This window comes from Vibrio aquaticus, from assembly GCF_003970385.1.
Classification (GTDB): Bacteria; Pseudomonadota; Gammaproteobacteria; order Enterobacterales; family Vibrionaceae; genus Vibrio; species Vibrio aquaticus.
In genome coordinates, this window is record NZ_RXZH01000010.1 from 38281 (window position 1) to 59626 (window position 21346).

Genomic DNA, 21346 nt, shown 5'->3' on the forward strand with positions numbered 1-21346 from the left:
AATATTGGTGTACTGAAATCAGTACCACACAGTTTGGCCGCAAGGCATTTAGAAAGCGATAGTTAACCCTATCGCTTTTTTTATCTCTAAATTTTAAAGAATCGATGATTATTTGCACAATAGTGCTCCACTCCAAGGCCAGTTTCTGGTATGTTTCGCATCCCCGTTTGAGGATGAGTTAACGCAGTCGATATGCACCATTGCCCCCTTTGTCAAAGCCAAGATACTCAGCACTACTATCAAGATAAGCGCCGAGAATATCTTCAGTGCTCGCAATGTGAGCTTGTGTTTGTTAATCCAGACCAGCGTTTGGGGGCTCAAGAAGAAAAAGCGCACTATGATCTGCATGAGAACAACCCATTAGATCAAGGGTATAGACGCTTCTTATCTCGCGTAGCTGATCCAATATTAGAGCGTGTAGAGCCGAGTTCTCACGGGATAGATTTTGGCTGTGGCCCAGGCCCAACATTGTCATTGATGTTGGAAGAGCAGGGACACACCATGAGTTTGTACGATATCTACTATCACCCTGATACTGCGGTGCTAGATCAGTCGTATGATTTTATGACTGCTACGGAAGTGATTGAGCATCTTTATGAGCCCAACAAAGTGTGGCAGCAATGGTTGAATTTAGTTAAGCCAGGTGGCTGGATTGGTGTAATGACCAAGATGGTTATCGATGTTGAAGCGTTTGCCTCATGGCACTATAAGAACGACCAAACCCATGTGGTGTTTTTTAGTCGTAACACGTTTCAATTTTTGGCAGAGCGGGATCAGCTCAAGCTTGAATTTATTGGTAATGATGTAATTTTACTGAGGAAAGCCCAGTAATGAGCCGTAATAAAAAAGTAAGATCAGCTGGCAACAGTGATGTTGTCGTTGTACGTAACCGTACTCAGTCAGACGTTGATGGACGTCTGCGCAAAAAAGAGAAAAAGCGCAAAGGCCTAAAAACAGGTGGTCGTAACTCTGAAGCAAAGACGAGTAAGCAACAAACAGCAGGCCAGCAGCGTGATCCACGTTTAGGCAGCAAAAAGAAAATTCCACTGATTGTAGAGCCGCAGAAGAAACTATCGAAAGCTGAGCGCCGTATGAGTGCAGAGAAAGAGCTTGAGATGCTAGAAAATGATGCTCAACTGAACGTGCTACTGGATCGTATCGAAGAAGGTGAACATCTAGGTGCTGGTCTACAGAAGTATGTTGATGGGAAATTGGCACGTATTGAAGTGCTAATGAAGCAGCTTGGCATTTATGAAGATGACGAGTTTGAACAGCCTGAAGATGCGCCATCTATTGAATCAAAAGGGCAGTCAGTTTCATCAGACGATGACCTGCTTTCTCAATTTGAAGATATGGACCTGGATCAGTTTAAAGGATAATAGCGCCAATGAACGTAACCTTATTAGCCATTGCAGGCGGAGCAATCATTCTCGGCCTAGCGTCTTATGCAGGTTACCTTCTGCTCAAGCTTAAAAAGCAAAAGGAATTGCAGTTGCAGCAACAAAAGCTGGCAATTGAAAAACGCAACGCTAACATTTTTGAAAGCGTTAACGTCCTTTGTCTCGCAGGCATCCAAGAGCAGTGTGACTTGTCGGAAATCAGCATTCGTCTCTATAACATCATGGACTATGTTCAAGGTGAAGATAGAGTCGACTTTGACAAAGAATACCCAGCAACGTCTGAGCTGTTCCATATCGTAAAAGATATGGCACGTGGTGAAGCTCGTCAGGAGTTAGCCAAGCAAGATCGCATGAAGCAAAACCTTGAGCGCCATAAAGCAGAGTCTCGTCTTCAAGAGAACATTGTGGAAGAGCTAAAAGCGCTGCAGAAAAAGGTCCAACCTTTAAACAATCAGATCAATATTCAAATGATCTAGAACCAAGCATTTGTAACTCGATCGCTTACACTTAATGGGTAGTGATCGAGTTATCATTTCTGACTTTTACTACTTAAAAAGCACTTTGCCCATCCGTGACTCGTAACTAGGTGTGGCAAAATAGTCTGCTTATTATAATGGCCCTTTCGCCACACGAAGCATTACAGCCCAACGGAAATACCATCATGTCGCAGCCAGTCGCCTCAAGCCAACAAATTGTTTGGGATCAAGCCGTTCTTGATAAGTACAACTACTCAGGTCCTCGCTATACCTCATACCCAACCGCGTTAGAGTTTCATGAAGCCTTTACGGTTTCTGACTATGACATGGCTTGTACTCAGTACCCAGAGCGACCGCTTTCTCTCTACATTCATATCCCTTTCTGCCACAAGCTTTGTTACTACTGTGGCTGTAATAAAGTGATCACTCGTCATGCTCATAAAGCCGATGAGTATTTGGATGTGTTAGAGCTAGAAATTCGTACTCGCGCGGCGTTGCTACAAGGTCGTAAAGTGACTCAGCTTCACTTTGGTGGTGGTACTCCCACTTTCCTAACCAAAGCACAAATTAGCCGTGTGATGGCCATTCTTCGCGGTGAGTTCTACTTTGAAGGTGATGCTGAAATCAGTATCGAAGTCGACCCGCGTGAAATTGAACTCGACATGCTGGATCACCTGCGTGGTGAAGGCTTTAACCGTCTAAGTATTGGTGTTCAAGACTTCAATAAAGAAGTGCAGGTGTTGGTGAATCGTGAGCAGGATGAAGAGTTTATCTTCGCGATGGTTGAGCGAGCGAAGCAGCTTGGCTTCCGTTCAACCAACCTGGATTTGATTTACGGTCTACCTAAGCAGACTAAAGACTCTTTTGCAGAGACATTAAAGCAAGTGCTTGAGATGCAACCTGGTCGGTTGTCCGTGTTTAACTATGCGCACATGCCTCAGCTTTTCGCTGCGCAGCGTAAGATTAAAGATGAAGACCTACCAGCTGCAGAAGAGAAGTTGGCGATTCTGCAAGACACCATCAGCACGTTGACGGGTGCAGGTTACCAATTTATCGGTATGGACCACTTTGCACTGCCTGATGATGAGTTGGCTGTGGCGCAACGTGAAGGCATTCTTCACCGTAACTTCCAAGGCTACACCACACAAGGTGAAGCCGATTTAGTGGGTTTTGGTGTCTCAGCGATCTCTATGATGGGTGATGCCTACGCGCAGAACCAGAAAGAGCTGAAAAAGTACTACGCACAGGTGAATGACCAGCGCCATGCTTTATGGAAAGGTGTCGCTCTTGATAGTGATGACTTACTGCGTCGCGAAGTGATCAAGCAGCTAATCTGTAACTTTAAGCTCGATAAAACGATGATTGAGTCTGAGTTTAACGTCACGTTCAATGATTACTTTAAAGAAGACTTGGGCTTACTACAGACATTCATTAATGATGAGTTGGTTGAAGTCGATGACAAAGAGATCCGCGTGACACTACGTGGTCGCTTACTGATTCGTAACATCTGTATGTGTTTCGATAAGTATTTAAGAGCTAAGGCTAGGCAGCAGCAGTTCTCTCGCGTAATCTAAATTTTCTTCGTATTTGAAGCCACAGCGTTGTTGTCTTCACCACCTTATCCCAATCACATAGCGAACTATGCTCATGGGAATAAGGTTGTTTGACGCCTAGCTGTGACTCCAACTACTTTGAAAATTACAACTGTTTGAAGCCACCGTGTTTCTTTATATCTGAAGAAGCGGTGGCTTTGTTGTATTTGGCTGTTGGAAAGTTAAGGTGCGATATAGGTATCGTGCGCCATTTCCCACAAGGCTTTAACTAGCGGGTTATCGAGCTGTGAGCGTTTGCAACATACGCCCAGTTTAAATGGCTTAATCGACGCCACCTTCAAGCGTTCAATCTTATCTTTAACTGGGCTGTTATTGATCACCACATCGGGCGCAATCCCCACACCACACCCCAGCGCCACCATACTCACAATCGCTTCGTGACCTGATACCTGAGCGTAGATGTTCGGTTTTATCTTCATTGCCTTAAACCAAGCGTTCGCTCGCTCTCGGGCGGTACCGGATTCAGGCACGATAAAAGGAATCGCTGACCAATCTGGCTTATCTTTTTGCAGCTCCTGAGCAAAGTTACTGACGCCACCTGGCGCGATCACCGAGAGTGGAATTTCACTGATGGTTTCAAATTCAATACGAGCAGGAAGCTGCTCTGGTTGGGCGGAAATCGCAATATCCACTTCATCGGCTAACACTTTCTCAATCGCTTGAGCTGGGTCGCCTGTCGAGAGCTTAAATTCGATAAACGGATGCTGAATCCGAAAATCTGACAGCAGCTCAGGTAAGTGGCTGTAGCTGGCGGTTACTGAGCAAAACAGTCGAATTTCACCTTTGAGCTCTTCGTCATGGCCGCTGAGCTGAGCATTGTAGTTTTGCCATTCACCAATAATGTTAAGCGCGACAGGCAGCAGTTTCTTTGCCGCAGGCGTGAGCTCGACACTGCGGTTATCCCTTAAGAACAGAGTTTGATCGATCTCTTCCTCAAGCTTTTGAATCTGACGACTGAGTGCCGATGGGCTGATGTGCATCGATGCCGCTGTTTTGGAAAAATTTTGGCTCTCACATAAGTGAATGAAGAGTTGCAGACTTTTTATGTTCATATTTCGATCTTGAAAAGAGAATAAAACTGACTTTTTGCCAAGTTACTATATGAATGCCATACGCTTTTAAGGTATAACAGAATCAATGGATGTATAACTTGTTGCAAAAAACGCAATTACTAATTGTGAATATATCACTTTAAGCAACAGGAAGTCTGCATTAGTATCAGGTCATTCGATAGTGAAATATCGACCAAATGGAAAAATTTTTTAAGGAGAGCCCGACCATGGCTAACTATTTCAATACCCTAAACCTTCGTGAGCAATTAGACCAATTAGGTCGTTGTCGTTTTATGGACCGCAGCGAATTCGCAACAGAAGCTGATTACCTAAAAGGCAAGAAGGTGGTAATCGTTGGCTGTGGTGCGCAAGGTCTTAACCAAGGTCTAAACATGCGTGACTCTGGCCTAAACGTAGCATACGCACTACGTCAGGCGGCGATTGACGAACAGCGTCAGTCATTCAAGAACGCAAAAGAAAACGGCTTTGAAGTAGCAAGCTACGAAACGCTAATCCCTGAAGCAGACCTAGTTATCAACCTAACTCCAGACAAACAGCACACGAACGTTGTTGAGACGGTGATGCCGCTAATGAAAGAAGGCGCTGCATTAGGTTACTCACACGGCTTCAACGTGGTTGAAGAAGGTATGCAAATCCGTAAAGACCTAACGGTTGTCATGGTTGCACCTAAGTGTCCAGGTACAGAAGTACGTGAAGAGTACAAGCGTGGCTTCGGTGTACCAACGCTAATCGCTGTTCACCCAGAAAATGACCCTAAAGGCGAAGGCTGGGATATCGCGAAAGCATGGGCAGCAGGTACAGGTGGCCACCGCGCAGGTTGTCTAGAGTCTTCATTTGTAGCAGAAGTTAAATCTGACCTAATGGGTGAGCAAACTATCCTATGTGGTATGTTACAAGCGGGCTCTATCGTATCTTACGAGAAGATGATCGCTGACGGCATTGACCCAAGCTATGCGGGTAAGCTACTTCAGTACGGTTGGGAAACCATCACAGAAGCACTGAAATTTGGTGGCGTAACGCACATGATGGACCGTCTATCTAACCCAGCGAAAATCAAAGCATTCGAGCTTTCTGAAGAGCTAAAAGAGCTAATGCGTCCGCTTTACAACAAGCACATGGATGACATCATCACTGGTGAATTCTCTCGCACTATGATGGCTGACTGGGCAAATGATGATGCAAACCTACTAGGCTGGCGTGCAGAAACGGGTGAAACCGCATTCGAAAACTACCCATCAAGCGACGTTGAAATCTCTGAGCAAGAGTACTTCGACAACGGTATCCTAATGGTTGCAATGGTTCGTGCTGGTGTTGAACTAGCATTCGAAGCAATGACAGCATCAGGCATCATCGATGAGTCAGCGTACTACGAGTCTCTACACGAGCTACCACTAATTGCAAACACAGTAGCACGTAAGCGTCTATACGAAATGAACGTAGTAATCTCAGACACAGCGGAATACGGTAACTACCTATTCGCTAACGTAGCAACACCGCTACTACGTGAGAAGTTCATGCCTTCAGTAGGTACAGACGTAATCGGTAAAGGCCTAGGCGAAACGTCTAACCAAGTTGATAACGCAACGCTAATCGCTGTGAACGACACAATCCGTAACCACCCAGTTGAGTACATCGGTGAAGAGCTACGTGGTTACATGACGGATATGAAGAACATCGCGGTAGGCGGCTAATTACTTGTCTTAAGGTTCCATTTCGGTGTCGAAGGTGCTCATTTACTATCGTAAACTCCGCGCCTTCTCCTAGAAATGAAACCTTAATTCTTCGAAATTTGTTTACGACAGAACCTAAGCTCTTAGCTTTGAAACTATTTCTGCGTAATTGCCTTAAAGCAAAGCAGTAAGAACTCCAGATAGACTGGGGTCGATAAATACACATAAACACAACATCGAATAAAGGGCTTGGTCGCCGTTGACCAAGCCCTTTTTGTTTGTGCTCAGTAAAATCGGTTAATGTTTAGTCAGAGTATTGTAGGGCGTCCTACAAGTGAGGCACGGTTTGGTGAGTAAATGTGTTTGAATGGCATCAGTGATAACAACAAGGCTTATATGTGATGAACAAATATTTGGTTGGTGTAGTGATCGGGCTTACTTCTGCTTCGTGTTTTGCGATGGGGCGGCCACTGCCTGAGTTGGATCGAAGCCAATACGACACTGAGCAGTGGCAGTATGTTGAAGGTGTTGGTGCCACGGTTGCTTCAGAAACCATTAATGCAGATGAGCAAAACTATGGCCATTTGATGCTTCGATTTGATGGTGACTTTACATTGTACTTTGTCGACCGCAGTCATCGTTGTAATGGGGAAGATGATGTTGGCCCAGACAATCAAACGTTGCCTAACCGTCATGTCGCCGTTGATGGACAAGCAATAGAAATGAAAGGCATCTGCCACCAAGGATTCACGCAGTATTCTCCGGCTAACGTCGCAGGTAAGAATTTCTTAAATGGGCACTTTATTGGTAACAAAGAGGTGAAGGTCGGTGGGTTGATAAGTGCTGTCGATGGGGTTGTGACCGATGAGTATGCTTATTCTGTTTCTGCAATGGGGTTCAAGAACGTATCGCTTAAGGTACTTAAAGCCAAGCATCAATAAAAATAAAAGCAGTGACAAAAAACGCTTCCAACCGGAAGCGTGTTTCTATTTGTCTGCTAGCTTCTCTTCAAGATCTGCCAGTTTCTTTTCCATCTCAGTTAGCTTTTGACGAGTACGAAGCAGTACTTGTGTTTGTACATCGAACTCTTCACGGCTAACCACGTCTAGCTTGTTCAGTTGGCCTTGAATAACTTGGCGAACTTTTTGGTCTACGTCTGAGCCAAGCTCTTTTACGGGTGCAGGCATAGAATCATGAATTTGTTTAGCGATTTGTTCTAGTTTCTTTGGGTCAAACATGGTGACGAAAACTCCTTTCAATTTGTTCTCATTCTATGTAATTGATACGGGAAAGTCGCTACCTCGATAGCAAAAATTCTACAGAATGCGCGCAATAAAAAAGGCCACCGAAGTGACCTTTTTCATTCAATGCAGATTATTTGTTTTCTGCAAGCTCGCGATGTGCTGCTTTCGCTTCATCAACGCGCGCCAGCTTCTCCAAGTCTTTGTCTTCAACAAACACTGGTAGAGGCTTGTGTTTCTCAGCTAGGTAGCTGTAGATAACTGGCAGTACGAATAGGGTAAAGATAGTACCAATCGCAAGACCCGCAACAATTACGATACCGATACTAAAGCGCTGAGCCGCACCTGCACCTGTCGCATACATTAACGGGATAAGACCCGCAATCATCGCTGCTGTTGTCATTAGGATAGGACGTAGACGTACTTTCGCCGCCTCCATTACCGCTTCCATTCTGCTCAGTTTATTGTGTAGCTGCTCTTCTTTGGCCACTTCACAGATCAAGATACCGTGTTTGGTGATCAGACCAACCAGGGTAATCAGACCTACCTGAGAGTAGATGTTCATGGTTGCTGCGCCCCAAGCAAGAGCAATCAAAGCGCCACATACCGCTAGAGGAACCGAAACCATGATAACGATTGGATCTTTTAGTGATTCGAACTGAATCGCTAGAACCAAGAAGATGATTGCCAACGCTAAACCAAATGTTGCGTACAGTGCGCTACCTTCAGTTACGTATTGACGTGCTTCACCCATGTAATCGTGGTTGTAGCCGCTAGGCAGTTTCTCTGCCGCAACACCTTCAAACCAAGTGATCGCATCACCCATAGCAGTGCCAGGAGCTGGTACGGCACCAACCGTTGCTGAGTTTAGCTGGTTGAAGTGAGGAAGAGAGCGAGGCTCTGCCACAACATCAATCGTGATCAAGCTACCTAGAGGTACTGCTTCACCGTTTGCACTGCGAACGTAGTAGTTATTCATCGACTCTGGATTTAGACGCCACTTACGCTCAACTTGAGGGATTACCTCATAAGAACGGCCATTTAGGTCGATACGGTTTACGTAACCGTCCGCCATCATGGTACTTAGCGTGATACCAATGTCTTGCATCGTCACGCCGTAAGCGCCAGCTTTGTCCTTGTCGATGTTGATTTTCATCGTTGCCGAGTCGTAGTTCAGATCCAAGTCTGAGTAAACAAACATCGGGCTAGACTTCACTTCTGTTAGCACGTCGGTTGCGATTGAGAATAGGCTCTCAAAGGCATTTGGTGTTGTGATAACGAACTGAATAGGTAGACCTGAACCCGCACCAGGAAGTTCTGGCATCTGGAATGCCGTTACTGCCATACCTGGAACGTTTGATACTAAACCACCTACACGGTTTGCCACTTCAGACTGGCTAGCTTCACGCTCACTCCAAGGCACCATAGAAGCGATACCAAAGGCTTGGTTCGAGTTAGGCACACCTGTAAACACCTGAGCAAACGCAACTTCTGGCTGATCAGACAGAATCTGGTTTACGTCATTCATGGTGTTTTGCATAAAGTCTAAGTTGGCATTCGATGGGGCAGTACCCATCAGCATCACTACGCCTTTATCTTCCGATGGAGCAAGTTCACTTGGAATGAACTTAAACAGCATTGGCAAGCTACCAAATACGATAACCGCGAATGCAAGAACCACAGGGCGGTGCTGCATAACGGCTTTTAGCATGCCTTCGTAGCGGTTCGTCATACCATCAAGAATATGATGCACTTTCTGTTCGAATTTGCTTGGCTCTTCATTCGCCTTAAGCATTTTTGAACACATCATTGGTGATAGCGTTAGCGCCACGATACCGGATACAAATACCGAACCGGCCAGGGTTAAAGCAAACTCTTTAAATAGCGAGCCGGTAATACCACCCATTAAGGCGATCGGCGCATACACAGCACCTAGCGTTAATGTCATCGCGATAACCGGTACCGCAATTTCACGCGTACCAATGATGGCAGCACGGAATGGTGATTCACCCAGCTTGATGTGACGGTCAACGTTTTCAAGAACAACGATCGCGTCATCTACTACTAGACCGATAGCCAGTACCATCGCCAGAAGCGTCATCAGGTTCCAAGAGAAGCCCATTGCTTGCATCACCATCGCTACACCAATCAAAGAGAGTGGGATAGTAACGATCGGAATGATTACCGCACGGAACGAGCCTAAGAACAGAGTGATCACGATAAGTACGATAAGTGCCGCTTCGATGATCGTTTTAACAACTTCATTGATGGATTCGTTGATCGCAATCGTTGAGTCGTACATTACGTTCATCTTGATGTTGCTTGGCAGGTTGCGCTCAAGTTGAGGCAATAGCTCAAGTACATCAGCTGCGATGTTAATCGGGTTTGCACTTGGCGCTGCATTGATTGCAGCTACAACCGCTTCTTGGCCATTCGCACTTGCACGGTAAACATCGTGACTCTTCTCTAGCGTTACTTTCGCAATGTCGCTTAAGCGAGTTACGTCGCCGTCGTCAGTGCTCACCACTAGGTTAGACAATTCATCAACGTTTGACACCTGAGTATCAGCGCTACCGTTGTACAGTACGAACTCACCCACCGCCTGACCTGTTGCTGACTGGTAGTTGTTGGCGTTCAGAACACCCATAACGTCAGTTGCAGTTAGGTTTAGCGCCGCCATTTTGGCTGGATCTAGCCAAATACGTAGGGCGTATTTCATACCACCGTATAGGTCAACCTTAGACACACCATTTACAGTGAATAGCTGCGGGTTGATTACACGCTCAAGGTAGTCAGTGATTTGGCTTGAAGAAAGCTCGTCACTGGTAAAGCCGATGTAGAGTACCGCCGTCGTAGAACCTGTCGACATGGTTACTGTTGGGTCTTCCGCCTCTTTAGGAAGCTGAGAACGAACAGAGTTGGTCTTGGCCAATATGTCTGAAAGTGCTGCGTTCGGGTCAGTGTTCAGCTTCATGTTCACGGTAATTGTAGAGCTACCGAGAACCGAAGATGAAGTCATATAGTCGATATTATCGGCCTGTGCGACCGCTTGTTCCAAAGGCTGAGTAATGAAGCCTTGGATAAGGTCGGCACTGGCACCGTAGTAACTGGTTGAAACCGTTACTACTGTATTCGTCATTTCAGGGTATTCACGGACCTGCATTTTGAACACTGCTTGTAAGCCAAGCAGGGCAATCAAAAAGCTGATCGATACCGCTAAAACTGGACGTTTAATAAAAACATCAGTAAAGCGCATGAAGCCTCCAATTACAGCATTGGTGTTTCAGCTGGTGGAGTAGTCGCATCGCTTTCTACTACACGAACCTTCGCGTGGTTACTTAGACGAACTTGACCAGAAGTCACGATAACGTCACCTGGTTTAACGCCTTCTAGAATGTGCGCGATATCTTGAGTGCGCTCACCTACTTTAACCACTTGCTGTGTTACACGCTTCTCGCCATCTTCCTCTGTCACAACGTACACGTTGTCACCGTATAGCGTGAAAGTGATCGCCGTTTGCGGTAGCGTTACTTGGTTATCTAGTTTAGGTAGGATGATGTTTGCACGCGCGAACATACCACTACGCAGTTTGCCATCGCTGTTCGGAATATCCGCTTGAACTTGAATCAGACCACTTTGAACGTTAACCGCTGGTTCAATCGCTGAGATAGACCCTTTGAACGCGATCTCTGGGTAAGAATCAACGAAGATATCCACTTCTTGCTCAATGTTGATGCGAGAGATGTCTGTCTGAGGCACGGTGAAACGCAGACGCATCACGCTAGTATCTTCTAGACGAACGATATCAGTACCTGCTTGAAGGTATTGACCTAGATAAACATTACGAATACCGACAACACCAGCAAATGGTGCTTTGATTTCACGACGGTCAATCGCTGCTTTTAGGCTTTCAATATCCGCTTGAAGAGAGAAGTAGTTAGCTTCTGCTTCATCGTAAGCTTCTTTAGAGATAGAGCCTTTTTTGTATAGACCTTGGTAACGCTTGTACTTCGCTTGCGCTGCAGGAAGTTTCGCTTGAGCGCTCTTTAGGTTTGCTTTTTCTACTTCAGAATCAAGCAATACTAAAGGCTGGCCTTCTTCAACCTGAGTACCAGAGTTAAAAGCAATCTTATCGATCACGCCGCTGGTTTCGTTTGCAACCGTAACACCTTGGTTTGGTTCAATAAAACCAATCGCTTCGATAACAGGAACCCAATCAACCGCTTGAACTTCTGTGACAGTCACAGGAAACTCAGGTTCAGGTCGATTCGCCATGTACTCTGCGATCTTCTGTTGTTTGAATAAATTGAAACCTATCACACTGCCAAACAGCAGTATTGCGATAAGCAACATAAAGAAAGTCCACTTTTTCATTCTAGTTAGAACTCCAAGTTAATGTGTAATGATTGCATCCCAGCTAGCCTCAATGGCTGCTTCGATAGCATCTTGATCCAGTTGGTAATATCCAAGCGATTGTTTACGAGCCAGAGTGACACTGACTTCTAAACTAAGTGCAGCCAACACTGGGTTGTCTAGAGGTTTAAATACCCCCGTCTCACGTCCTTCTGTGAAAAGCTGATCAACCTTACTGAACATCTTTCGCTCAATTTCTTTGGTCTCATGGCTACGAACACAAGGTAAAGAATCGTACTGAGCACGGTTCTTTAAGTTGTCGATATTCGACACCGAGAGATCAAAAATGTTTAACCACATTTTGCGAAAGCGTTCTTTTAGCGGCATGGATTCATCAACATCACGCTGAATAGCCTCGGCGTTCCGTTGAGCTACCTCTAAACGAACTTGTTGCAGTAAATCCTCTTTATCAGAGAAGTAGCGATAAATCGTTCCTGCTGCGACCCCAGCTTCTTTGGCCAACTTATGCATCGAGAGGCCTTGAAACCCTGATTCTGCAATCAATGTTTCTGCGGCATCTATGATTTTTTGTCTTTTATCTTTCATCAAAGCAGATCCAGACAGTGCATATAGCGGGTTAGTGAATGAACGTTCATTCATTATAGCCTAAAGAGCCACCACATATGCAACAAACTATTGCATGAATAGAGCAAAAAAATTGTGAATAAAAGGCGCTAGGTTTACGTTGCCTTTGAGTAAACATAGCAATCTTGTGATTGCACTATTATTATAGGCGCCACTTTTTTGTACCGTAGAGATAGCGATGAAGCTGAACCCCAATCAAGACGCAGCCGTTAAATACGTATCTGGCCCTTGCTTAGTGCTGGCAGGTGCAGGCTCAGGTAAAACGCGCGTAATTACCAATAAGATTGCTTACCTTGTTCAGCAGTGTGGCTACAAAGCACGTAACATCGCTGCGGTTACCTTTACCAATAAAGCGGCCCGAGAGATGAAAGAACGTGTCGGGCAGACGCTAGGTAAAAACGAATCGAAAGGCTTGATGGTGTCGACGTTCCACACCTTAGGCCTCAATATCATTAAGCGAGAATATAAGTCACTGGGCTTAAAAGCAGGCTTTTCGCTTTTTGATGACCAAGACCAAATGGCACTGCTAAAAGAGCTGACCGAAAAGCAACTCGATGGTGACAAAGATTTGTTACGTCAGCTGCTCAGCACGATTTCCAATTGGAAAAACGACATGCTGACGCCTGACCAAGCGAAAGCTCAGGCGAAAGGTGAGCAACAGCAGCTGTTTGCTTTCTGTTTTGAGATGTACCAAAAGCAGATGAAAGCATATAACGCGCTCGACTTCGATGACCTGATTTCTCTTCCGGTGTTACTGCTCAAAACCAATGAGGAAGTGCGTCAACGTTGGCAAAATCGTATCCGTTACCTGCTTGTTGATGAATACCAAGATACCAACACAAGCCAATACGATTTGGTGAAGCTCATTGTCGGTGAACGTGGCCGCTTAACGGTCGTTGGTGATGATGATCAGTCTATCTACTCATGGCGTGGTGCTAAACCGCAAAACCTGGTGCTGCTTGGTGAAGATTACCCGAACTTGCGCCTAATTAAGCTAGAGCAGAACTACCGTTCAACTAGCCGAATTTTGCGTGCGGCCAACATCTTGATCGCTAACAACCCCCATGTCTATGACAAGTCGCTGTTTTCAGAAATCCCTGATGGAGAGAAACTCAAAGTCTTGTTGGCAAAAAATGAGGAACACGAAGCGGAACGTGTGACCGGTGAGTTGATCGCACACAAATTCCTTAATCGCACTGAGTACAAAGACTACGCGGTGTTATATAGAGGAAACCATCAATCTCGACTGATTGAAAAGTCGTTGATGCAAAACCGCGTGCCTTACAAGCTGTCAGGTGGCACGTCGTTCTTTGCTCGCGCTGAAATCAAAGACATCATGGCGTACTTACGTGTGTTGGTGAATCCGGACGATGACAATGCTTTCCTACGTATCGTGAACACACCGCGCCGTGAAATTGGCCCAGTGACGCTAGAGAAGCTCGGTAGCTACGCCAATATGCGCGGCAAAAGCTTGTTTGAAGCCAGCTTTGAAATGGGGCTTGAGCAAACACTTTCAGGTCGTGGCCTAGAGAATTTACGCCGCTTCACTACTTGGCTGGTGAAAATTGCCGATCAAGCGGAGCGCGGTGATACGGTGGAAGCGGTTCGCTCGCTTGTGCGTGATATCAACTACGAAGATTGGTTGTACGAAACCTCTGCGAGTCCAAAAGCCGCAGAGATGCGTATGAAGAACGTTTCTGATCTCTATTCTTGGATCGTCGCTGACCTTGAGGGTGACAATTACGATCAAGAAGAGAAAACCATTAAAGAAGTGGTTCAGCGTTTAACGCTGCGCGACATGATGGAGCGTGGTGAAGAAGACGAAGACAGCGATGCGGTTCAGTTAATGACATTACATGCTTCGAAAGGTCTCGAGTTTCCTTATGTGTACCTAATTGGTTCGGAAGAGGGCATTTTGCCGCACCAGACTAGTATTGATGAAGAGAATGTCGAAGAAGAGCGCCGTTTGATGTATGTAGGCATTACTCGTGCGCAGCGAGAGCTGACCTTTACTATGTGTAAAGAGCGCCGACAGTTTGGTGAGTTGATCAAGCCAACCCAAAGTCGCTTCTTAGATGAGTTGCCATTTGATGATGTTGAGTGGGAACAGACTAAAAAACCTGTCTCGGCCGAAGAGCGGATGGAAAAAGGTCAGGCACACATTGCCAACTTACGCGCAATGTTTAAGAAGTAGAGAGCTGCTTCTATATAGAGGGAACAAAAAAGGCTTGAGTGTGATACTCAAGCTTTTCTTTTATCTTGGGTTGATTAACGTCTTATAGACCTTCAATCATATGGTCGATGGCTGCGATGATTTCATCGTCAGAACAATCCATACAAGAACCTTTCGCCGGCATCGCGTTAAAGCCGTTGATTGCATGGTTGTTAAGTACATCTCGGCCTTGTGCAATACGTGGAGACCAATCGCCAGCATCACCAGTCTTCGGTGCGCCACTTACGCCAGATGCGTGACAAGCAATACAGAAAGTGCCATAAACAGTTGCACCATCGCGAGGGCCAGTTGGCTCTGCTTTCACTGGCTCTGCGCCTGCAAGGTAAACATCACCAACAGGTTTAATACGTTCTGCAATTGCATCATATTCTTCTTGGCTTACGCTTGCTGCAAAAGAGGCGCTAGAAAAAGTGATTGCAGCGACCAAAGCGGTTAATAATTTTCGAGACATATCCATTAAACTCACTTTACATTCCTGAAGGTAAGTTCGTGCTTACCCATTATTAGAGTGTGATTTGATATCAACAGCCGAAACGGACGTAAAAAACGGGTAACGCTGTTAAATCAATGTAAATAATGGGTGATTATATCCTGTTAACTTGTTGCAATAAACAGCAAGTTACCTCGTTAATATCAGTTATCTAATCGGAAGTAGGGGTTTATCACACTTTAATTGTTGAAAAAGGCGTCAAACGATAAAAAAAGTTGAAAAAGTACTAGACGACATAGTGTGATATACGTATTATTCCACTCCGCCGATGGGGCATGCGCCCGTAGCTCAGTTGGATAGAGCGTTGGCCTCCGGAGCCAAAGGTCGAAGGTTCGAATCCTTTCGGGCGTGCCAATCGCCTTAAGGTTTATCGGTAAAAAATCAGTGGTGGCTATAGCTCAGTTGGTAGAGCCCTGGATTGTGATTCCAGTTGTCGCGGGTTCAAGTCCCGTTAGCCACCCCATTCTCTTCTTTGAAAGTAGAATGCGGTAACTTCGGTTTCCAGTTTCGATTCGAAACAAAACATAAGTCGGTGAATAGCGTGTTTGTAGCGCATTTCGGCTCTTGGAATAAGCGGGACCAGAGGGTTGACTCTCTATAACGTAAACCAAGTAAAAAAATACTATGTCGGTGAATAGCGCAGCTTGGTAGCGCATCTGGTTTGGGACCAGAGGGTCGGGGGTTCGAATCCCTCTTCACCGACCACTCTTTCGTTTAACGCTCAAGAAGCGGTGAACAACAAAAATTAGCGGTGGCTATAGCTCAGTTGGTAGAGCCCTGGATTGTGATTCCAGTTGTCGCGGGTTCAAGTCCCGTTAGCCACCCCATTATTCAGGTAGCTTTGCTCCCTTTCTTGTGAAAACGAGATAAAACATAAGTCGGTGAATAGCGCAGCTTGGTAGCGCATCTGGTTTGGGACCAGAGGGTCGGGGGTTCGAATCCCTCTTCACCGACCACTATTAGAAAGCCCCGTCAGAAATGACGGGGCTTTTTTGCATCTAGAATTCTTAACTTTATATCCAATAAACCGTCATTCCATAGACCGAAGAATGAGGGAGTAGGGAATCTGTTAACGCTTGCCGTAAAGCAGAAGATTTCTCTATATCATTGGCCTTTCATCCGCTCGCAGACTCTTCCATTCTCGATCTTTCCTTTACTGCCTTCTCACCTTTCATGTCCTCATACTTAAGCATTCCACTTAACCATAGTGATCAAACTAGATAATATTAAAACTAGCTTATCGGACTAATTTATTTGTTTATTGCATTGGATAAAGTCTGCCATTTGGTCTAAACATAAATTAATGAACTAAATATATTATTAATCTTGGTTGTTTGTTTTTAATTTGTTAATCAAGCATGGTGGTGGTGGTTTGAATTTATATTCATATTCACTTATTGCTAAAAGTTGTATGAAATAGCCAAAAGTTTAGCTATAGCGGTGTTTTGTTGCTAATTATTATCAGGTTAGACCAACCGATCATCTAACCTAATTGCATATTTATTTTGATAAGCTGCTTGGTTTTTGTCCTAACTCAACTTTTTATCCTATGTTTGTTGCTTTTCTGTGAAATTTTTGCCAAATTGATGAGCTTATAAATTGCTAGAACGATATTCTGGTAAGAATGGATTCACTTTTCAGACAGGGCAGAAAGCTGCCGAAGCAGTAGAGGTCTGGTTAATGTCACTTTTAGAAGTTAAAAACCTTCGAATAGAGTACCCGTCGCGTCATGGTGTTCATGCCGCAGTTAAGTCGCTTTCTTTCAACATCGAACGTGGTGAAATTGTCGGTGTTGTTGGCGAATCCGGTGCAGGTAAATCAACAGTTGGTAACGCCGTTATCGATCTATTGAGTCCTCCTGGTCGTATCGCGAGTGGTGATGTCTATTTGGATGGCGAGCAAATCTCAGGATTAACGCCAGAACAAATGCGCACAGTGCGTGGTTCAAAAATTGGATTTATTTTCCAAGACCCAATGACGTCACTGAACCCTCTTTTCACCGTTGAGCAGCAATTAAAAGAGACCATTCATGCCAATATGAAGGTTTCAGATGAAGAAGCGTATCAACGCTCGCTTTCTTTAATGCAGCAGGTTGGTATCCCACAGCCTGAAAACCGACTCAAACAGTACCCTCACCAGTTCTCTGGTGGTATGCGTCAGCGTGTGGTTATCGCCATTGCACTTGCTGGCGAACCTGAACTTATTATTGCTGATGAGCCAACGACCGCTCTCGATGTATCAATTCAAGACCAAATTCTAAGCCTTATTCGCGAGTTGTGTATTAAGAACAACGTAGGTTGTATGTTGGTTACTCACGATATGGGTGTGGTTTCTAACGTTACGGACCGTGTTGCGGTGATGTATCGTGGTGACCTAGTCGAATTTGGTCCAACCGCTAAAGTACTGGGTGACCCTGACCATTCCTACACACGCAGTCTTATTTCGGCCGTTCCTCGTTCAGATATGAAGCTTGATCGCTTCCCATTGGTTTCTTACATCGAAGAAGCCCATGAAATGGAACCGCTGGATGTTAAAAACCACTGGCTTGGTCAAAGCCAAGATCACCGTGACTACACCGGTTCTCTGCTGAACGTTGAAAACGTAAACCTACGCTTTGTCACTAAAGACTCTTTGTTTGAAAGCCGCCGTGAATACGTGCAGGCATCGAACAACGTTAGCTTTGAAGTGTTTGAAGGTGAGACGTTTGGTTTAGTGGGTGAATCTGGTTCTGGTAAATCAACTATTGCACGTGTTATTGCCGGTCTTTATGCACCGAACTCAGGCAAAGTAACGTTTGAAGGTATCGACCTGACTTCATTGAAATCTGAGAAAGAGCGCCGTCCGCTGCGTCGTCAGATGCAGATGGTGTTCCAAAACCCATACACTTCAATGAATCCGCGTATGAAAATCTTCGATATCATCGCAGAACCTATTCGATTCCATAAACTGACCAACAGTGAAGTTGAAACGCGCACGATCGTAAATGATCTACTTGATCACGTTGGCTTGGGCAAAATGGCAGGCGTGAAATACCCTCACGAGTTTTCTGGTGGTCAGCGTCAGCGTATTTCGATTGCTCGCGCACTGGCGACTCGCCCTCGATTGCTTATTTGTGATGAACCGACGTCGGCCCTAGATGTATCGGTACAGGCACAAATCCTAAACTTGCTGAAAGACCTGCAAGATGAGTTAAATCTAACCATGCTATTTATCAGTCATGACCTACCGGTTATTCGTCAGATGTGTGACCGAGTGGGTGTGATGCAGATGGGTACGCTACTGGAAGTGGCCCCGACTGAACAGCTGTTTAACTCTCCTCAGCATGAATACAGTAAGCAACTGATTTCTCTAATGCCTGAATTTACGGGCTTAAGAGAGGAAATAAAAACGGCGTAAGTCGTAGATCTTTCCTGACACGCGCAGAGTCAGGTATTTAACAGACGCAAATACAACAACTAGGGATAGAAATCCCGCATAAGGAGTTATGCAATGAAAACCATGAAAAGCAAACTAGCAGTGGCTTTAATGGCAGCTGGCCTTAGCTTTGGCGCAGCGGCAGCAGATATTACCGTCGCTTATGATGCAGACCCAGTGTCACTTGACCCGCATGAGCAATTGTCTGGCGGTACACTGCAAATGTCTCACATGGTATTTGATCCGCTAATCCGTTTTAACCAAAAAATGGAATTTGAACCTCGCTTGGCTGAGTCTTGGGAGCGTCTTGATGGCGAAACAATGCAGTTTAATATTCGCCAAGGCGTTAAGTTCCACTCTGGTAATGCATTAACTGCAGATGACGTAGTGTGGACATTTGACCGTCTGAAAAGCTCTCCAGATTTCAAAGGCATCTTCGGCCCAATCGTATCTATTACCAAAACTGGCGATTACACAGTTGAAGTAAAAACAGACGGTGTTTACCCACTAGTAGAAAACGTAATGACTTACCTGTTCCCAATGGACAGCAAGTTCTACTCAGGTAAGACAGAAGATGGTAAAGACAAAGCTGAGCTAGTGAAGCACGGTAACTCTTACGCCTCAACGAACGTTTCTGGTACAGGTCCTTTCGTTATCACTCAACGTGAGCAAGGCGTTAAAGTAACGTTTGAGCGTTTCGCTGATTACTGGGACAACGGTTCTGAAGGTAACGTAGACAAGCTAACGCTAGTGCCAATCAAAGAAGACGCGACTCGTGTTGCAGCCCTTCTTTCTGGTGACGTAGACATGATTGCGCCTGTTGCACCAAACGACTACAAGCGTATTAAGAAAGCAGACAGTGTTGACCTATACACTATGCCTGGTACGCGCGTAATCACGTTCCAAATGAACCAAAACAGCAACCCTGCATTGAAAGATGTACGTGTTCGTCAGGCGATCACTTACGCAATCAACAATGAAGGTATTACTAAGAAAGTAATGAAGGGTGCAGCGACAGCCGCTGGTCAACAGAGCCCAGTAGGTTTCGTTGGTCACAACGCCGATCTTAAACCTCGCTACGATCTTAAGAAAGCGAAAGAGCTGATGAAAGAAGCGGGTTACGAGAACGGCTTTACGCTAACCATGATGGCGCCAAACAACCGTTACGTGAACGATGACAAGATTGCTCAAGCTTCTGCAGCAATGCTGTCTAAGATCGGCATCAAGGTTGATCTGAAGACAATGCCAAAAGCGCAATACTGGCCTGAGTTCGATAAGTGTGCGGCAGATATGCTAATGATCGGCTGGCACCCAGATACAGAGGATTCAGGTAACTTTACTGAGTTCCTAGCGATGACGCGTGATGCAGAAACAGGTAAAGGTCAGTACAACTGTGGCCATTACTCAAATGCTGAAGTTGATAAGCTGATTGTAGAAACGAACACAATGACGGATCTAGAAAAACGTAGTGCATCGCTGAAGAAAGTAGAAGAGATTCTATACAACGAAGCGGCATTCGTACCTCTACACTGGCAAGATCCATCATGGGCAGCGAAAGGTAACGTTGAGATTGGTCCAATCATCAACGGTATGAACTTCCCATACTTCGGTGACCTAGTGGTTAAATAACCCTAAGTGAACCAGACCAAGCGCTCGCAATACCGAGTGCTTGGTTGATTTTTGGTACTTAACTTTGTTTCAGTCGGGTTAAGTACCATTTTTAAGACTGAAATTCATGGAAAGTTTAAGGGGCAAGGAATGTTTTCGTTCTTGGTCAAGCGCCTGTTTCAGGCACTGATAGTGATGTTTGTGATCAGTCTAGTGGCGTTTGCCATTCAGGATAACTTAGGCGACCCGTTACGTGAGCTGGTTGGTCAATCGGTTTCAGAAGCCGAGCGTCAAGCACTGCGTGATGATCTAGGTCTGAATGATCCCTTCATTACAAAATACACTCGCTTTGTTGGCAATGCGCTACAAGGTGATTTAGGTACATCTTACTTCTTCAAGCGCCCTGCGGTTGAAGTGATTCTTGATAAATTAGTCGCAACGCTAGAGCTGGTGTTTGGTGCCACGCTGATCATTGTTTTCTGCTCGATTCCTCTTGGCGTCTACTCTGCGATTCATCCAAAAAGTTTCTTCACTAAGCTGGTCATGGCCGGCAGTAGTATCGGTATTTCAATTCCGGTTTTCTTAACGGCGATCATGCTGATGTATGTTTTCTCGATTGAGCTTGGCTGGCTGCCGTCTTATGGTCGAGGTGAAACCGCCAACATCTTTGGTTGGGAGTCTGGCTTCTTTACTCTTGATGGTCTTTCTCACTTAGTTCTGCCATGTATTGCACTGGCATCTATTATGCTGCCATTGTTTATTCGTCTAGTACGTTCTGAGATGCTAGAAGTGCTAAGCTCTGAATACATTAAATTTGGTAAAGCGAAAGGCCTAGCGCTGAATAAAATCTATTACCAACACGCTTTGAAAAACACCATGTTGCCAGTACTCACCGTAGGCGGTGTTCAGATTGGTACTATGGTGGCTTATACCATCCTGACTGAAACGGTTTTCCAATGGCCTGGGACAGGTTTCCTTTTCCTAGAAGCAATTAACCGTGTTGATACACCACTTATCACTGCTTACGTTATCTTCGTTGGCCTGATTTTCGTGGTCACTAACACCATTGTTGACTTGCTATACGGCATCATCAACCCGACCGTAAATCTAACTGGTAAAGGAGCGTAATC

At 45.3% G+C, this 21346-nt stretch carries 16 protein-coding genes and 5 tRNA genes; 15 read left to right on the forward strand and 6 right to left on the reverse strand.

From position 1 onward, the window contains the following. The first annotated feature begins 192 nt into the window (after window positions 1–192). The 4 genes from EJ063_RS17280 (at window position 193) to hemN (ending at window position 3450) form a co-directional block, all read left to right on the forward strand. Entirely contained in the window at window positions 193–831 is a 639-nt protein-coding gene (locus EJ063_RS17280) for a class I SAM-dependent methyltransferase (protein ID WP_126575576.1), read from the forward strand. Then, window positions 831–1379 (forward strand): Der GTPase-activating protein YihI, encoded by a 549-nt coding sequence (gene yihI / locus EJ063_RS17285; RefSeq protein WP_126575577.1) that lies wholly within the window; start codon window positions 831–833, stop codon window positions 1377–1379. The genes EJ063_RS17280 and yihI overlap by 1 nt, the downstream gene beginning before the upstream one ends. Window positions 1380–1387: 8 nt before the next feature. Beyond that, the gene (locus EJ063_RS17290; RefSeq protein ID WP_126575578.1) at window positions 1388–1876 is read left to right on the forward strand and encodes a DUF2489 domain-containing protein; all 489 of its coding nucleotides are present in this window, start codon (window positions 1388–1390) and stop codon (window positions 1874–1876) included. A 185-nt stretch (window positions 1877–2061) separates the two neighbouring features. Further along, entirely contained in the window at window positions 2062–3450 is a 1389-nt protein-coding gene (gene hemN / locus EJ063_RS17295) for an oxygen-independent coproporphyrinogen III oxidase (protein WP_126575579.1), read from the forward strand. 200 nt (window positions 3451–3650) lie between these two features. On the opposite strand, the gene ilvY is transcribed toward hemN, so the two are convergent. Then, window positions 3651–4541, reverse strand: coding sequence for an HTH-type transcriptional activator IlvY (gene ilvY / locus EJ063_RS17300; protein WP_126575580.1), 891 nt, complete (start codon window positions 4539–4541; stop codon window positions 3651–3653). A gap of 227 nt (window positions 4542–4768) precedes the next feature. Here ilvY and ilvC point away from each other — a divergent pair, with 227 nt between their 5' ends. Together ilvC and EJ063_RS17310 are read left to right on the forward strand one after the other, a co-directional pair. Then, complete coding sequence (ilvC, locus tag EJ063_RS17305; RefSeq protein ID WP_126575581.1) at window positions 4769–6253, forward strand: ketol-acid reductoisomerase; 1485 nt, start codon at window positions 4769–4771, stop codon at window positions 6251–6253. A 380-nt stretch (window positions 6254–6633) separates the two neighbouring features. Beyond that, on the forward strand, window positions 6634–7173 hold the full coding sequence (locus EJ063_RS17310) for a hypothetical protein (RefSeq protein ID WP_126575582.1): 540 nt from the start codon (window positions 6634–6636) through the stop codon (window positions 7171–7173). Between the two features lie 45 nt (window positions 7174–7218). Here the strand turns inward: EJ063_RS17310 and ubiK are convergent, their stop codons facing one another. The 4 genes from ubiK to EJ063_RS17330 form a co-directional block, all read right to left on the reverse strand. Continuing rightward, window positions 7219–7470 carry a ubiquinone biosynthesis accessory factor UbiK gene (gene ubiK, locus EJ063_RS17315; protein ID WP_126575583.1) on the reverse strand — a complete coding sequence of 84 codons (252 nt, stop codon included), beginning with the start codon at window positions 7468–7470 and terminating at the stop codon, window positions 7219–7221. A gap of 136 nt (window positions 7471–7606) precedes the next feature. Then, window positions 7607–10729, reverse strand: coding sequence for a multidrug efflux RND transporter permease subunit (locus tag EJ063_RS17320; protein ID WP_126575584.1), 3123 nt, complete (start codon window positions 10727–10729; stop codon window positions 7607–7609). An 11-nt stretch (window positions 10730–10740) separates the two neighbouring features. After that, window positions 10741–11847, reverse strand: a complete 1107-nt coding sequence (locus tag EJ063_RS17325; RefSeq protein ID WP_126575585.1) for an efflux RND transporter periplasmic adaptor subunit — start codon at window positions 11845–11847, stop codon at window positions 10741–10743. An 18-nt stretch (window positions 11848–11865) separates the two neighbouring features. After that, a complete protein-coding gene (locus tag EJ063_RS17330; protein WP_126575586.1) occupies window positions 11866–12432 on the reverse strand; it encodes a TetR/AcrR family transcriptional regulator in 567 nt (188 codons plus the stop codon). A 217-nt stretch (window positions 12433–12649) separates the two neighbouring features. On the opposite strand from EJ063_RS17330, the gene rep reads away from it, so the two are divergent. Then, entirely contained in the window at window positions 12650–14665 is a 2016-nt protein-coding gene (gene rep, locus EJ063_RS17335; RefSeq protein WP_126575587.1) for a DNA helicase Rep, read from the forward strand. Window positions 14666–14747: 82 nt separating this feature from the next. On the opposite strand, the gene EJ063_RS17340 is transcribed toward rep, so the two are convergent. Continuing rightward, window positions 14748–15161: a c-type cytochrome gene (locus EJ063_RS17340; RefSeq protein ID WP_126575588.1), complete on the reverse strand. Its 414-nt coding sequence runs from the start codon at window positions 15159–15161 to the stop codon at window positions 14748–14750. 310 nt (window positions 15162–15471) lie between these two features. Between EJ063_RS17340 and EJ063_RS17345 the strand changes: the two genes are divergently transcribed. The 8 genes from EJ063_RS17345 to EJ063_RS17380 all read left to right on the forward strand — a co-directional run bounded on the left by EJ063_RS17345 (window position 15472) and on the right by EJ063_RS17380 (window position 21344). Continuing rightward, window positions 15472–15548, forward strand: a tRNA-Arg gene (locus tag EJ063_RS17345). Between the two features lie 33 nt (window positions 15549–15581). Next, window positions 15582–15657, forward strand: a tRNA-His gene (locus EJ063_RS17350). A 165-nt stretch (window positions 15658–15822) separates the two neighbouring features. Next, window positions 15823–15899, forward strand: a tRNA-Pro gene (locus EJ063_RS17355). A 46-nt stretch (window positions 15900–15945) separates the two neighbouring features. Then, a tRNA-His gene (locus tag EJ063_RS17360) sits at window positions 15946–16021 on the forward strand. Window positions 16022–16073: 52 nt separating this feature from the next. Continuing rightward, window positions 16074–16150 (forward strand) — tRNA-Pro (locus EJ063_RS17365). A gap of 724 nt (window positions 16151–16874) precedes the next feature. Next, the gene (locus EJ063_RS17370; RefSeq protein WP_126575589.1) at window positions 16875–18590 is read left to right on the forward strand and encodes a dipeptide ABC transporter ATP-binding protein; all 1716 of its coding nucleotides are present in this window, start codon (window positions 16875–16877) and stop codon (window positions 18588–18590) included. A gap of 93 nt (window positions 18591–18683) precedes the next feature. After that, on the forward strand, window positions 18684–20237 hold the full coding sequence (locus EJ063_RS17375; RefSeq protein WP_126575590.1) for an ABC transporter substrate-binding protein: 1554 nt from the start codon (window positions 18684–18686) through the stop codon (window positions 20235–20237). A 129-nt stretch (window positions 20238–20366) separates the two neighbouring features. Beyond that, entirely contained in the window at window positions 20367–21344 is a 978-nt protein-coding gene (locus EJ063_RS17380; RefSeq protein ID WP_126575591.1) for an ABC transporter permease, read from the forward strand. The last annotated feature ends 2 nt before the right edge of the window (window positions 21345–21346 follow it).

Coding starts and splice junctions, on each gene's coding strand:
- yihI (WP_126575577.1), top strand. CDS start 831: ATGAGCCGTAATAAAAAAGTAAGATCAGCTGGCAACAGTGATGTTGTC.
- EJ063_RS17375 (WP_126575590.1), top strand. CDS start 18,684: ATGAAAACCATGAAAAGCAAACTAGCAGTGGCTTTAATGGCAGCTGGC.
- ilvC (WP_126575581.1), top strand. CDS start 4,769: ATGGCTAACTATTTCAATACCCTAAACCTTCGTGAGCAATTAGACCAA.
- EJ063_RS17330 (WP_126575586.1), bottom strand. CDS start 12,432: ATGAAAGATAAAAGACAAAAAATCATAGATGCCGCAGAAACATTGATT.
- ilvY (WP_126575580.1), bottom strand. CDS start 4,541: ATGAACATAAAAAGTCTGCAACTCTTCATTCACTTATGTGAGAGCCAA.
- ubiK (WP_126575583.1), bottom strand. CDS start 7,470: ATGTTTGACCCAAAGAAACTAGAACAAATCGCTAAACAAATTCATGAT.
- EJ063_RS17370 (WP_126575589.1), top strand. CDS start 16,875: ATGTCACTTTTAGAAGTTAAAAACCTTCGAATAGAGTACCCGTCGCGT.
- EJ063_RS17280 (WP_126575576.1), top strand. CDS start 193: ATGCACCATTGCCCCCTTTGTCAAAGCCAAGATACTCAGCACTACTAT.
- EJ063_RS17380 (WP_126575591.1), top strand. CDS start 20,367: ATGTTTTCGTTCTTGGTCAAGCGCCTGTTTCAGGCACTGATAGTGATG.
- EJ063_RS17290 (WP_126575578.1), top strand. CDS start 1,388: ATGAACGTAACCTTATTAGCCATTGCAGGCGGAGCAATCATTCTCGGC.
- EJ063_RS17320 (WP_126575584.1), bottom strand. CDS start 10,729: ATGCGCTTTACTGATGTTTTTATTAAACGTCCAGTTTTAGCGGTATCG.
- EJ063_RS17325 (WP_126575585.1), bottom strand. CDS start 11,847: ATGAAAAAGTGGACTTTCTTTATGTTGCTTATCGCAATACTGCTGTTT.
- EJ063_RS17340 (WP_126575588.1), bottom strand. CDS start 15,161: ATGGATATGTCTCGAAAATTATTAACCGCTTTGGTCGCTGCAATCACT.
- hemN (WP_126575579.1), top strand. CDS start 2,062: ATGTCGCAGCCAGTCGCCTCAAGCCAACAAATTGTTTGGGATCAAGCC.
- EJ063_RS17310 (WP_126575582.1), top strand. CDS start 6,634: ATGAACAAATATTTGGTTGGTGTAGTGATCGGGCTTACTTCTGCTTCG.
- rep (WP_126575587.1), top strand. CDS start 12,650: ATGAAGCTGAACCCCAATCAAGACGCAGCCGTTAAATACGTATCTGGC.